At 56.1% G+C, this 12942-nt stretch carries 10 protein-coding genes and 1 pseudogene; 4 read left to right on the forward strand and 7 right to left on the reverse strand.

Annotated elements, in window-relative coordinates:
- Positions 1-40: 40 nt before the first annotated feature.
- Positions 41-952: a LysR family transcriptional regulator gene (locus VZP09_RS14330; protein WP_167877378.1), complete on the reverse strand. Its 912-nt coding sequence runs from the start codon at positions 950-952 to the stop codon at positions 41-43.
- Between the two features lie 73 nt (positions 953-1025).
- Here VZP09_RS14330 and VZP09_RS14335 point away from each other — a divergent pair, with 73 nt between their 5' ends.
- The 3 genes from VZP09_RS14335 to VZP09_RS14345 all read left to right on the forward strand — a co-directional run bounded on the left by VZP09_RS14335 (position 1026) and on the right by VZP09_RS14345 (position 5582).
- Complete coding sequence (locus tag VZP09_RS14335; protein ID WP_328795233.1) at positions 1026-2258, forward strand: MFS transporter; 1233 nt, start codon at positions 1026-1028, stop codon at positions 2256-2258.
- A gap of 293 nt (positions 2259-2551) precedes the next feature.
- A complete protein-coding gene (locus tag VZP09_RS14340; protein ID WP_048332249.1) occupies positions 2552-3730 on the forward strand; it encodes an anaerobic sulfatase maturase in 1179 nt (392 codons plus the stop codon).
- Positions 3714-5582: a sulfatase-like hydrolase/transferase gene (locus tag VZP09_RS14345; protein ID WP_038808475.1), complete on the forward strand. Its 1869-nt coding sequence runs from the start codon at positions 3714-3716 to the stop codon at positions 5580-5582. Before VZP09_RS14340 ends, VZP09_RS14345 begins: the two co-directional genes overlap by 17 nt.
- A 94-nt stretch (positions 5583-5676) precedes the next feature.
- Here the strand turns inward: VZP09_RS14345 and guaA are convergent, their stop codons facing one another.
- The gene (gene guaA, locus VZP09_RS14350; protein ID WP_004151979.1) at positions 5677-7254 is read right to left on the reverse strand and encodes a glutamine-hydrolyzing GMP synthase; all 1578 of its coding nucleotides are present in this window, start codon (positions 7252-7254) and stop codon (positions 5677-5679) included.
- Positions 7255-7321: 67 nt separating this feature from the next.
- A complete protein-coding gene (guaB, locus tag VZP09_RS14355) occupies positions 7322-8788 on the reverse strand; it encodes an IMP dehydrogenase (RefSeq protein WP_004151980.1) in 1467 nt (488 codons plus the stop codon).
- 158 nt (positions 8789-8946) lie between these two features.
- On the opposite strand from guaB, the gene xseA reads away from it, so the two are divergent.
- On the forward strand, positions 8947-10338 hold the full coding sequence (xseA, locus tag VZP09_RS14360; RefSeq protein WP_328795234.1) for an exodeoxyribonuclease VII large subunit: 1392 nt from the start codon (positions 8947-8949) through the stop codon (positions 10336-10338).
- Here xseA and VZP09_RS14365 read toward each other — a convergent pair.
- The 4 genes and pseudogenes from VZP09_RS14365 to VZP09_RS14380 all read right to left on the reverse strand — a co-directional run.
- Positions 10322-10540, reverse strand: a complete 219-nt coding sequence (locus tag VZP09_RS14365) for a zinc ribbon domain-containing protein (protein ID WP_004144303.1) — start codon at positions 10538-10540, stop codon at positions 10322-10324. The genes xseA and VZP09_RS14365 overlap by 17 nt on opposite strands.
- A gap of 49 nt (positions 10541-10589) precedes the next feature.
- The gene (locus tag VZP09_RS14370) at positions 10590-11669 is read right to left on the reverse strand and encodes a Gfo/Idh/MocA family oxidoreductase (RefSeq protein WP_040219295.1); all 1080 of its coding nucleotides are present in this window, start codon (positions 11667-11669) and stop codon (positions 10590-10592) included.
- Between the two features lie 183 nt (positions 11670-11852).
- Positions 11853-12332: an Hcp family type VI secretion system effector gene (locus VZP09_RS14375; protein ID WP_020317242.1), complete on the reverse strand. Its 480-nt coding sequence runs from the start codon at positions 12330-12332 to the stop codon at positions 11853-11855.
- A 221-nt stretch (positions 12333-12553) separates the two neighbouring features.
- Positions 12554-12942 (reverse strand): annotated as a pseudogene (locus tag VZP09_RS14380) (hypothetical protein); the annotation flags it as partial.

The raw sequence follows: 12942 nt of genomic DNA on the forward strand, positions 1-12942 counted from the left end.
GAAGTACTGTCTTTGATGCGGTAATTTTGCCGTCGGCGATTTATAAGCGCACGGTATGCAGCAGGCGCAGCATTTCAGCGATACCTTTTGTCACAATTTTGTCCTGACGCATGACTACCGCCAGCTGTCGGTATAGCCGCGGCGCCAGCGAGTGTACGCGTAATCCGTCGCGATCCTCCACCCGCACCACCGCCATGCGGGGCACGATGCTGTAGCCCAGCCCTGCCCGCACCATGCGCTTAATCGCCTCGATGCTCCCCAACTGCATTACCGGCGTCACCGCCAGTCCCGCCGAGCGGAACCAGCGGTCAATCAGATCCCGCGTGCCGCTACCCGCCTCGAAGGCAATGAGCGGCTGCGCCTGCAGCTCGGCGGGAGTATAAACCGCCGGCATCTCCGTCTCGCGGCTGGCATAGATGGTCACGAACTCCTCATCTAACATCGCAGTCACCGCCAGACTGCGCCCCTGCACGGGCAGCGTGACCAGCCCGAGATCGAGCCGGTTTTCTTCCACCGCGCGGACGATATCCAGCGTGTTGCCGGTGGTCACCCCCACCGTCAGCAGCGGGCGCTGCTGACGAAGATGCTGCAGCAGCGGTGGAAGAAGATGAATGCAGGCCGTCGCGCCTGTCCCCAGCGTCAACGATCCATTAACCTCCTGACTGAATGCGCTGACCGACTGCACCGCGCTATTCACCGCCCGATCGATCTGCTCGCTGTGGGCCAGCAATGCCATTCCTGCCGCCGTCGCCTTGATCCCACGTCCGGTTCGCTCCAGCAGCCTGGTCTGTAAAAACTGCTCCAGCTGACGTACCTGCAGGCTGACGGCAGGTTGGGAGATCCCCAGCGCGTCGGCGGCGGCAGAAAAGCTGCCGCGCTGTACGACCAGCCGGAAGGTCGCCAGATTTCCCAGGTTCAGTGTTGTCATAAAAGTTTCTCTTATACCGCGCATAAGGTGGCCGCTCTGCCAGAACAATAGCCTGCCGGGTATGCTCAGGACAACTGTCTTAACGGAATGAAAAACCATGGAAATAAACGCTATTCCCCGACGCCTTGCCTTCACCGCGGGCGGTCAGCAACTCATCAACTGGGGGATCTCTTTTTATATGCCCGGCACCTTTGCCGGGGCTATTGCCGCCGACAAAGGATGGTCCTTGCCGCAGATCTATCTCGGCCTGACGCTTGCGATGCTGATGATGGCCGCTGTCTCCCCGTTCGTTGCCAGGCTGCTGGCTCGCTTTGGCGGAAGACTGGTGGTCACCAGCGGTACCTTACTGATAGCCGCCAGCTGCGCCATGATGGCCTGGAGCCCTTCGCTGGCCGGCTGGTACGGCGCCTGGCTGCTGACCGGCATCGGCATGCGGCTCTCACTGTATGATGCGCTGTTCGCCGCAGTGGTGAATCTGTACGGTCAGCAGGCGCGGAAAACTATCTCTCATATCACTCTCGCTGGCGGTCTGGCCTCTGCCCTCTTCTGGCCGCTGGGCGAGGCGTTATTAACCATCATGCCCTGGCAGAATGCCCTGCGGATCTATGCGCTGTTTGGCCTGCTGAGCGCATGGCTGAGTTATCAACTGCCTCGCCAGCGGCTCAGTTCAGCGGCGAAATCACCAGCCTCGCCAGCGACAGCAGAGGGCGACCGGCGTAACGGGGCGCGTTACGCGATCTTTATTGCGCTGATCACCTTCATCTCTAACGGTACCTCTACCCATCTGCCGGAGTTTATCAGCCACTTTGGTCTGCCGGTTGCCGTCGGTATGCTGTGGGGATTCGGCCAGACCGGCGCCCGGCTGGGGGAAGTGCTGGCCGGTCCCCGGGCCACCTCACTCACGCTAACGCGTTTTACTGCGCTCGCCATGCCGCTCTGTTTTCTCCTTGGATTGAGCAGCACGACCTTTGCCGGATGCGCAGCCGGGTTTGTGCTGGGCTATGGCGCGATTAACGGGCTGGTGACGATTGTCAAAGCGACGCTGCCGCTGGCGCTGTTTAGCGCAGAAAGCTACGCCAGCCGCACGGGTCTCCTGCTGATCCCCGGGCAACTGATGGCAGCTGTTTCACCCTTTGCCTACGCATGGCTGAACCACCGGCTGGGCATTATCGGCGGAATGTGGGTGTCCACCGGGTTAACGTTGATCGTTGCCGGACTGGCGCTGGCGATGGTGCGCGAGGCGGGTAAGGCGCAGGATGAACGTAATGTAGAATATCCGGCAGCGGCCGTTGACCAACCGATAGCCAAAAACAACCTTGCTGAAGAGTAAACGTGGATCACTACGCCCTTGATAATTTACGCCTGCGCTTATAGCCATATGGCAGGCATTATTCATACTATAAATTTTTAATGAAAATACATTCACCAAATCAATAATGAAATTTTTAAGAGAATAGCAGGGCATGCTGTCACCTGCGAAAAATAACGATACCGCCTGTATTTTTCGCTTGCATAATGATCCAAAAAATAAAGCCAGTCGCCATCGGTAACATTAGCCACACCTCCGGTAACACAATTAGCTTTACTCTCTTCCTCATCGAAAACGTTCGAGCATAGCAAAGAATGAGCGCTAATTTTAATACCGTAGCAAAACCCGGCGGCAATCGATGCAATCTGGCCTGTCGGTATTGCTTTTATCTGGAAAACGAGGTTCCGCGTCCAGGGTATGCCACCATGGACGACCTCACGCTGGAAGCGTACATTCACAACACCATTTCATCGACCCCCTCGCAAAACGTCGAGTTTTGCTGGCAGGGCGGTGAGCCTACCTTATGCGGGCTGGATTTTTTTGCAAAGGTGGTCGAGCTCCAGCAGCGTTACCGTGGTAACAAAATCATCGCCAACAGCCTGCAAACCAACGGCATCTTGCTGAACGATAAATGGGCTCGTTTTTTGCGTCGTCATGGATTTCTGGTCGGATTATCCATTGATGGCCCTGCGTCACTCCACGACACCTGGCGTACGACGGGCTGCGGAAAACCCACCTGGGAAAAAGTTGTGCAGGCCATACGCTGCCTGCAGCAGCATGACGTTCCGGTAAATGCCATGGTGGTGGTCAGCCGCCAGTCTGCAAGCCAGGGGAAAAGTCTCTATCGCTGCCTGAGCCGCGAGCTAAACCTTCACCATCTCCAGTTTATTCCTCTCGTTGACTCCCCTGCTCCCTGGTCAGTTACCCCTGAGGGCTGGGGCAAATTTTTGTGCAGTGTTTTCGACGACTGGCTGGAAAACGATGTTGGCAGGGTGTTTATCCAGTACTTTGATAATCTGCTCGGCGTATGGGCCGGCCAGCCCGCCACGCTCTGCACCATGCAGCCTGGCTGTGGGCAGAGTTTACTGGTGGAGCAAAACGGCGATGTCTACAGCTGCGATCACTTTGTCTCAGCGGAATATAAACTGGGTAATCTGAAGCAAGATGCTATGGCAGCGATGGCGAGCTCGCCATTTCAGCAACAGTTCGGGAAGCAAAAGGGCCAACTCTCTGCCCGCTGTCAGAGCTGCCACTGGCGCTTTGCCTGCCATGGGGGATGCCCTAAACACCGTTTTACCATCCATGACGACGAAGCACAGAATTACCTGTGCAGCGGCTATTTAACTTTTTTCGGCCATATCACGCCCTATATGAACGTCATGCGAAGGCTTTTATTAAATTGCCAGCCGCCCGCGCTCATTATGAGTCTTATCCCGGAGATTCGGCAAAATATATTACAATTAACGGAGTCTGAAGATGAAAGAACCAAATAAAATAGATGGAAATCGCCGCGATCTCCTCAAAGGTCTGGGGATTGCCGCTGTCGTGAGCCTGTTACCAGAGACGGGAAACGCCGCACAAAATAATGCCGCCCCGAAAGCGGCATGGGATATTCCTTTCACCGGCGAAATCCCTGACACACTGCCCGAAGGCTACAATATTTTACTCATAACCTGCGATCAGGAACGTTATTTCGAGCGGTATCCCTTTCCGGTGCCGGGCCGGGAACGCCTGATGAAAACGGGTATCACTTTTACCAATCATCAGAACACGGCCAACGTTTGTACGCCATCGCGCTCTGTCATGTACACCGGGCTCCATATGCCGCACACCCGGATGTTTGATAATCTTGGCTTCCCCTGGATGAATTACGATCTGGACCCGGAATTACGTACCGTGGGCCATATGATGCGTGAACTGGGTTATTACACGGCGTATAAAGGTAAATGGCATCTTACCCGGGAGATCGATCAGCCGGTCGCTGGTAAATCGGTAGAAGAAATGGACCTGGGCGAGATCCCGACGCCGCGACTGCATGAAATTATGGAAAAGTATGGTTTCTCTGATTATCACGGCATTGGCGATGTCATCGGGAAAAGTAAGGGAGGCTATTTCTTTGATTCAGTCACCACGGGGCAGACCATTAGTTGGCTACGTAACACCGGCCGCCCGCTGAATGATGAAAATAAGCCCTGGTTCGCGGCAGTAAACCTGGTTAACCCCCACGATGTCATGTTTATCGACACCGATGAGCATGGTGAGCAGGTGCAGTGGAAAGGGCCAATGGATAAAGAAAACCACACCCTGCTGCCAACCCAACCCCCGCACAACCAAATCTATCAGCAAAGCTGGCCAGACTATCCGCTGCCTGCAAACCGCCATCAGCCGCTCGATGAGCCTGGCAGACCTGCCGCCCATAAAGAGTACCAGAATGCCAGGGCGGTGATGGAGGGACAGTTCCCCGATGAAGACCGGCGCTGGCGCAAATTACTGGATTATTATTTCAACTGTATTCGCGACAATGACCAGCATCTTGAGGCGATTCTCAATGAGCTGGATAACCTGCAGCTGACGCAAAATACGATTATCGTCTTTACCGCCGACCATGGGGAACTCGGTGGCTCCCACCAGATGCATGGTAAAGGTTCCTCGGTGTACAAAGAGCAGATCCATGTGCCGATGATCATTCGCCATCCGGCGTATCCGGGAAATATCCGCTGCAACAGTTTGACCAATCATCTGGATTTAGTACCGACCCTGATTGGTCTGACTGGACGCGATCGCTCGCTGCGAGAGAAAGTCCTGGAGGGCAGAAAAGGCCGGGATATGAGCCCATTACTGGCGCATCCTGAGCAAGCGGGCTTAAATGCGCTGCGTCCGGGTTCGCTTTATTGTTACGGCATGATCCTGTATATGGATGCGCAATACACGGCAAAATTCAGAAAGCTGGCTGGAGAGAAACTCCCGCACGATCAATTTAAAAAAGCGATCGCGTCACTCCATCCTGATTTTTCCCATCGCTCAGGGATCCGTATGATCAACGATGGACACTATAAATTTGCCCGCTACTTTTCGCTCAAGCAGCATCATATTCCTGCTTCCCTGGCCGAGCTGCTGGAGAATAATGATGTTGAACTTTTCGATCTGGTTAACGACCCCGAAGAAAATCATAACCTCGCCCGGGAGCCAGAGAAATACCGGGATCTGTTAATGACAATGAACGATAAACTCAATCAGCTCACTGCCGCTGAGATTGGCGAAGATGATGGCAGCTATATGCCCCCGTTTGAAGGAAGCCAGTGGGATCTGACGGCGGCCCAGATGCATCAATATATGCGCGATTAGCGCTTGCCGTCAGGTGGGAGATCTTAATGTAGCAGCTATAAAAAAACCCTCTGTAAACACAGAGGGTTTCGTTTTACTCAGCTAACGCCGGGGATTATTCCCACTCAATCGTTGCTGGCGGCTTGCCGCTGATGTCATACACCACGCGGGAGATACCGTTCACTTCATTGATGATACGGTTGGAGACGCGGCCGAGGAAATCGTACGGCAGGTGTGCCCAGTGCGCGGTCATGAAGTCGATGGTTTCCACCGCACGCAGGGAAACCACCCAGTCGTATTTACGGCCATCGCCCATCACGCCGACGGAACGAACCGGCAGGAACACAGTGAACGCCTGGCTGACTTTGTTATACAGGTCAGCTTTGTGCAGCTCTTCGATGAAGATAGCGTCCGCACGACGCAGCAGGTCGCAGTACTCTTTCTTCACTTCGCCCAGCACGCGCACGCCAAGGCCGGGGCCCGGGAACGGGTGACGGTAGAGCATGTCGTACGGCAGGCCCAGTTCCAGGCCGATCTTACGCACTTCGTCTTTAAACAGCTCACGCAGCGGCTCAACCAGGCCCATCTTCATCTCTTTCGGCAGGCCGCCCACGTTGTGGTGAGATTTGATGACGTGCGCTTTACCGGTGGCGGAAGCGGCAGACTCGATAACGTCAGGGTAGATGGTACCCTGCGCCAGCCATTTGACGTCGTCCAGCTTCAGCGCTTCTTCGTCGAACACTTCCACGAAAACGCGACCGATAATTTTACGCTTCGCTTCCGGATCGCTTTCACCCGCCAGCGCGTCGAGGAAACGCTGCTCGCCTTCAACGTGAACAATGTTCAGACCAAAGTGGTCGCCGAACATCTCCATCACCTGCTGCGCTTCGTTCAGGCGCAGCAGACCGTTGTCCACGAATACACAGGTCAGGTTTTTGCCGATAGCGCGGTGCAGCAGCATCGCGGTCACCGAAGAGTCCACACCGCCGGAGAGACCGAGGATCACTTTGTCGTCGCCAACCTGCTGACGGATACGCTCAACGGCGTCGTCAATGATTTTCGCCGGGGTCCACAGCGCTTCGCACTGGCAGATGTCGCGCACGAAGCGCTCCAGCATACGCATTCCCTGACGGGTGTGGGTCACTTCCGGGTGGAACTGCACGCCGTAGAAGCGTTTTTCTTCGTTGGCCATAATGGCGAACGGGCAGTTGTCGGTGCTGGCGACGGTCACGAAGTCCGCCGGGATGGCGGTCACTTTGTCGCCGTGGCTCATCCACACGTCCAGCAGCGGTTTGCCGTCTGCGGTCAGGGAATCTTCGATACCGCGCACCAGCGCGCTGTCGTTAACCACTTCAACCTGCGCGTAACCAAACTCACGCTCGTTAGAACCTTCTACATGGCCGCCCAGCTGCATCGCCATGGTCTGCATGCCGTAGCAGACGCCAAATACCGGCACGCCGGCTTCGAACACATACTGCGGCGCGCGCGGGCTGTTCTCTTCGGTGGTGCTTTCCGGGCCGCCGGAAAGAATGATGCCGCTTGGATTAAATTCGCGGATCTGTGCTTCCGTGACATCCCATGCCCACAGCTCACAGTAGACGCCCAGCTCACGCACGCGACGCGCCACCAGCTGAGTATACTGAGACCCGAAGTCGAGGATGAGGATGCGATGTTTATGAATGTTTTCCGTCATTGACGCTAATTCCGAGGCAAGTGAAACAGAGTAAATAAATCGCCCGACGCAAGGTCGGGCGAAGAAATCAGGAGCCCAGACGGTAGTTCGGGGACTCTTTGGTGATGGTCACGTCGTGAACGTGGCTTTCCTGAATGCCCGCACCGCTGATGCGTACGAATTCAGCTTTGGTACGCAGCAGGTCAATGGTACCACAGCCGGTCAGACCCATACAGGAACGCAGACCGCCCATCTGCTGGTGAATGATCTCTTTCAGGCGGCCTTTATAGGCCACGCGGCCTTCGATACCTTCCGGCACCAGTTTGTCAGCGGCGTTATCGCTCTGGAAATAGCGGTCAGAGGAGCCTTTAGACATCGCGCCAAGAGAGCCCATCCCGCGGTAAGATTTGTAAGAACGGCCCTGATAGAGTTCGATTTCACCCGGGGACTCTTCGGTACCCGCCAGCATGGAGCCAACCATCACCGCCGCCGCACCGGCGGCGATCGCTTTGGCGATATCGCCGGAGAAACGGATACCGCCGTCAGCGATAACCGGAATACCGGTCCCTTCCAGCGCTTCCACCGCGTCGGAAACAGCGGTGATCTGCGGCACACCCACGCCGGTGACGATACGGGTAGTACAGATGGAGCCCGGGCCGATGCCCACTTTCACCGCGCTGCAGCCAGCTTCCGCCAGCGCGCGTGCGCCTGCGCCAGTGGCGACGTTGCCGCCGATGATCTGCAGGTCAGGATATTTCGCGCGCGTTTCACGGATACGCTGCAGAACGCCTTCTGAGTGACCGTGCGAGGAGTCGATCAGCAGAACGTCAACGCCTGCCGCTACCAACGCGTCTACGCGCTCTTCGTTGCCGGCACCAGCGCCGACCGCCGCGCCTACGCGCAGACGGCCCTGCTCATCTTTACAGGCGTTCGGTTTACGTTCTGCTTTCTGGAAGTCTTTGACGGTGATCATGCCGCGCAGGTGGAAGCTTTCATCCACGACCAGCGCTTTCTCAACGCGTTTTTCGTGCATCTTAGCGAAGACCACTTCACGGCTTTCGCCTTCACGAACGGTGACCAGACGCTCTTTCGGCGTCATGTAGACGCTGACCGGCTGGTTCAGATCGGTGACGAAACGCACGTCGCGGCCGGTGATGATGCCAACCAGCTCGTTTTCTTCGGTAACCACCGGGTAGCCGGCGAAACCGTTGCGCTCGGTCAGCTCTTTCACTTCACGCAGAGTGGTCGTCGGCAGAACGGTCTGCGGGTCGGTGACCACGCCGGACTCATGTTTCTTCACGCGACGAACTTCTTCCGCCTGGCGCTCGATGGACATGTTTTTGTGAATAAAGCCGATGCCGCCTTCCTGTGCCAGGGCAATAGCCAGACGCGCTTCCGTTACGGTATCCATGGCTGCGGAGAGCATAGGAATATTCAGACGAATGGTTTTCGTCAGCTGAGTGCTGAGATCGGCAGTATTCGGCAGAACGGTAGAATGAGCGGGAACGAGGAGGACGTCGTCAAACGTCAGGGCTTCTTTAGCGATACGTAGCATGGGCAATATCTCGACCAGGGTGGATAAATATTGCCGTGGCATTATACAGAGCGTAACCGATTGCATCTACCCTTTTTTGCAAATAATACTTGCCATCCCCTCTGAGCGCGTTACTATCGACTGAATAACCTGCTGATTTAAAGTTTGATCTTGCTCACATGTTACCCTCTCAATCCCCCGCAATTTTTACCGTAAGCCGCCTCAATCAGACGGTGCGTCTGCTGCTTGAGCGCGAAATGGGCCAGGTTTGGATCAGCGGCGAGATCTCTAACTTCAGCCAGCCCTCCTCCGGCCACTGGTACTTCACCTTAAAAGACGATAACGCCCAGGTGCGCTGCGCGATGTTCCGCAACAGCAACCGCCGGGTCACGTTCCGCCCGCAGCACGGGCAGCAGGTGCTGGTTCGCGCCAACATCACGCTGTATGAGCCGCGCGGCGACTACCAGATTATCGTCGAAAGCATGCAGCCCGCCGGCGAAGGGTTGCTGCAGCAGAAGTATGAGCAGCTGAAAGCGCAGTTAACGGCGGAAGGACTGTTTGAGCAAAAACATAAGCAGGCGCTCCCCTCTCCCGCCCACTGCGTCGGCGTCATCACCTCGAAAACCGGTGCCGCGCTGCACGATATTCTCCATGTCCTCAGGCGCCGCGATCCCGNGCTGCCGGTGATCATCTACCCAACCGCGGTCCAGGGTGACGACGCCCCCGGGCAGATTGTGCGCGCCATCGCGCTGGCCAACGCGCGCCAGGAGTGTGACGTACTGATTGTCGGACGCGGCGGCGGTTCGCTGGAGGATCTGTGGAGTTTTAACGATGAGCGGGTGGCGCGGGCTATTTTCGCCAGCCAGATCCCTATTGTCAGCGCCGTCGGCCATGAAACCGACGTCACGATCGCTGATTTTGTTGCCGACCTGCGGGCACCGACTCCCTCAGCCGCCGCGGAAATCGTCAGCCGCAACCAGCAGGAGCTGCTGCGCCAGCTGCAGTCCGGACAGCAGCGGCTGGAAATGGCGATGGACTATTTCCTCGCCAGTCGCCAGCGCCGTTTTACCCAGCTGTTCCATCGCCTGCAGCAACAGCATCCACAGCTGCGCTTGGCCCGCCAGCAGACCGCCCTGGAACGCCTGCGCCAGCGGATGCGTATCGCCGTGGAGTCACAGCTTAAGCGCGCAGAACAGCGGCAAAAGCGCACCGTTCAGCGTCTGAATCACTACAACCCGCAGCCGCGGATCCACCGCGCGCAGTCGCGGATCCAGCAGCTGGAATACCGGCTGGCGGAAATTATGCGTGGCCGCCTCAGCGAGCGGCGTGAACGGTTTGGCAACGCGGTGACCCATCTGGAGGCGGTGAGCCCCTTAGCCACCCTGGCGCGGGGCTACAGCGTCACCTCGGTGAGCGACGGTACGGTGCTGAAGCAGACAAAACAGGTCAAAACCGGCGATCGGCTCACCACCCGCCTGAAAGACGGCTGGGTCGAAAGCGAAGTGAAGCAGATCGCGCCGGTGAAAAAAACGCGGGCCAGAAAGCCTTCGCCCACTAAACCAGCGGAATAAATTCCACCCGTTTTTTCGAGATAAGGCCATGCCCATGCTGGCAAAAGTAATCCACCGCGCCGCACGCCTTCAGCACCTCCAGCGGCTGGTGGCATTCCGGGCAGCGGGCCTCAAGGGTAAATACCCTTTCGCACTGGGCGCAATGCGCGCTACTGCCTTTGACATCTAACGGCGCGTGGCACAGAGGGCAATCAAGTTCCATAACCATTCCTTTCAACGTTTATCTGCACCTATTTTATCATGTTCCGGGTTTAATGCGGGCCGCGTAATTGCTGCTGCAACCTGAGCAGCCATTCCACTTCCTCAAGCCTACGCTGCGTTAGCCCGGCCACGCTGTCCGGCGCCCGGATAAACAGATTATCAGCGCCGAGGATCTGCTCATCAAGACAGTGCGTATAGATCGCCCCGGGCCGGGTCCAGCGCTGCACCCGCTCGCCGTCCTGTAGCGTCACCACTTCGCCCTCAGGGGCGCGATCGAAGGTAATTATTCGCCCGTCCCGCAGTCCTATCCGCATTCCCTTTTGCCCGCCCGCGGGACCCGCGTATTTGTTGAGCCAGATATTGAGCGGGATAGTGCCCAGGGTTCCCTGCAGATGCGCCTCCCCCTCGGCAGTGCTCGTATCCCCAGGAGCAATGTCATGGCCGAGGCGGTCTTTCGCCACCCGAAGGGAAAGGCTCAGCGCCGTATCGCCTCCGCTGGCGTGCAGGGTTTCGCGGAGCATCGCCAGGACATGGGTGCCGATATCGAGGATCACCCCATCAGGGTGACGCAGCTGCCGGGTATCCAGCTCCCCGGTGGCAAAATTGAGTGCGACCGGCTCACCAGCGCTGTTAAAGCCGCTTAGCTCCTGCAAATAACCTTCGATCCAGACGATATCCTGCGCTGACAGGTGCGGCGGAGGCAGGCCGCTGGCCTCCCCTTCCGCCCGCCACAGCGGGCCAGGAGCGTTCAGCGCAACGCCTCGCGCCATCCAGTGGTCAAGAGCCAGCACCCGCGCGGCCTGCTCAGTCGGCGCCAGCAGCGCCCGCAGCCGGGCGGCCTGCTCAAGGTTGGCCACGATCGGCTTTTCCACCACGATGCGGGAAATGCCGCTGGCTAACGCCCTCTCCAGTACGGGCAGATGCTGAAGTGATGAGGTGGTAATGAAGAGCGTATCCAGGGGTTCGGCCAGCAGCGCCGACAGCGAACTACAGCGCTGGATCCCCGGCAGCGCTCTGCTGCAGTCCAGGTCATAGCCCTGGCAGCGGTCGATGACGTCCCCCAGGCGACGCAGCGCCGGTAAATAGGCGGTTTCCACCACCGCGCCGAGGCCGATAAAACCAATCTGCATAGTAAGTCCACCTTTGAGCCGCTCTGTTCCCGGCGAAGTATCGCGGGATTATGGCGGAAGGTTTTGACATTTACCGGCATGGCGGCCACAAAAACCCACCAATATGAATTTCAACTTTGAATTGATGTATAAAATTGTACCTACTACGAGATACCTGGCATTTTTTGCGTGAGAATAATGGAGTCATGCACAACAACGGTCATTCCATGAGTCGCGGTAGTAAATATTTCCGTCCATGTATTTCCAGGTGATCGCCTCATAACGCATCTCGAGCGTTTCCAGGTGGGTACTGCTCATACCAGTAGGTGATAAATACGGCGCAACCGTAGTGACTTTGACGTTCTCCAGGATGATATTGAAATACTCGGCCTCAATGCCCGCCTCCAGAATGCGATACATCTTTATAATCGCCTTCTTCATCGGGCGCCCCTCACACACGGCACGATACAAAAGCGGTGTTGTCTGATCGAATTCCTTCACTATCGACACAGGACGATGTATTCGCGTACCTGTCAGTTTTCCCCAGCTTGGATCAACTGGAATAGTAATACCATGAGAGAATGATTTTAACTCAATAGATCCAAGACGCGTTGGCATCATGCAGCTTCCAATGATCGGCGAACCGTTTTCATCTTCAAGCCATAAATGTGCGGGAGTAGACATACAATTTCCTTATCATAAATAACGTTAGAATTACCATTTCACATAGCGCCCAAAGATAATAATCATAAGTACAGCGAATATACCAACAGGCCAAACCGGCCCCTCAGGAAAAATTTGAAAAAAAACCACTGCAAATATGACAATGCAAAGTGGCGGGGCATACAGCGAAATTAATTGCTGGAACAACCACAAAAGCGCTCTTTTAATAAATGACATCATCACTACCTAATCATTCTTTCGATGATATTAGCGAGCTCTGCCTCTGAAGCCCATTGGGCTTTAAAAGCGTCGGCATGTTCAAATAATGGCGCCACCAGGAAATACATCATTTCAAGTTCTTGTTCGTATAGTATAGTAAAGAATGCAGGATAACAGATTCGGAGACGCTCAGCGCTATCTGCAGCCCTCTGCACAACGCCATACATGCCAGCCACTGTAACGGCGACCCCCGCAGAACGCCCAGCAATCGCTCCCATATCAAGGCTTAATTTCATGCCTACCGAAACACAGGTAGCCGTAGCTAAAACAAATCCAGATTTGGTTAGAGAGTCTGCAGCGATATGAATGTTAACAGCCATCAGAATTCTTTTAATATGCTCTAACTGCTCTG

Origin of the sequence: Klebsiella sp. EMBS2024, assembly GCF_036233805.1 — a bacterium.
GTDB lineage: Bacteria > Pseudomonadota > Gammaproteobacteria > Enterobacterales > Enterobacteriaceae > Klebsiella > Klebsiella pneumoniae.

Coding starts and splice junctions, on each gene's coding strand:
- VZP09_RS14330 (WP_167877378.1), bottom strand. CDS start 952: ATGCGCGGTATAAGAGAAACTTTTATGACAACACTGAACCTGGGAAAT.
- VZP09_RS14335 (WP_328795233.1), top strand. CDS start 1,026: ATGGAAATAAACGCTATTCCCCGACGCCTTGCCTTCACCGCGGGCGGT.
- VZP09_RS14340 (WP_048332249.1), top strand. CDS start 2,552: ATGAGCGCTAATTTTAATACCGTAGCAAAACCCGGCGGCAATCGATGC.
- VZP09_RS14345 (WP_038808475.1), top strand. CDS start 3,714: ATGAAAGAACCAAATAAAATAGATGGAAATCGCCGCGATCTCCTCAAA.
- guaA (WP_004151979.1), bottom strand. CDS start 7,254: ATGACGGAAAACATTCATAAACATCGCATCCTCATCCTCGACTTCGGG.
- guaB (WP_004151980.1), bottom strand. CDS start 8,788: ATGCTACGTATCGCTAAAGAAGCCCTGACGTTTGACGACGTCCTCCTC.
- VZP09_RS14365 (WP_004144303.1), bottom strand. CDS start 10,540: ATGGAACTTGATTGCCCTCTGTGCCACGCGCCGTTAGATGTCAAAGGC.
- VZP09_RS14370 (WP_040219295.1), bottom strand. CDS start 11,669: ATGCAGATTGGTTTTATCGGCCTCGGCGCGGTGGTGGAAACCGCCTAT.
- VZP09_RS14375 (WP_020317242.1), bottom strand. CDS start 12,332: ATGTCTACTCCCGCACATTTATGGCTTGAAGATGAAAACGGTTCGCCG.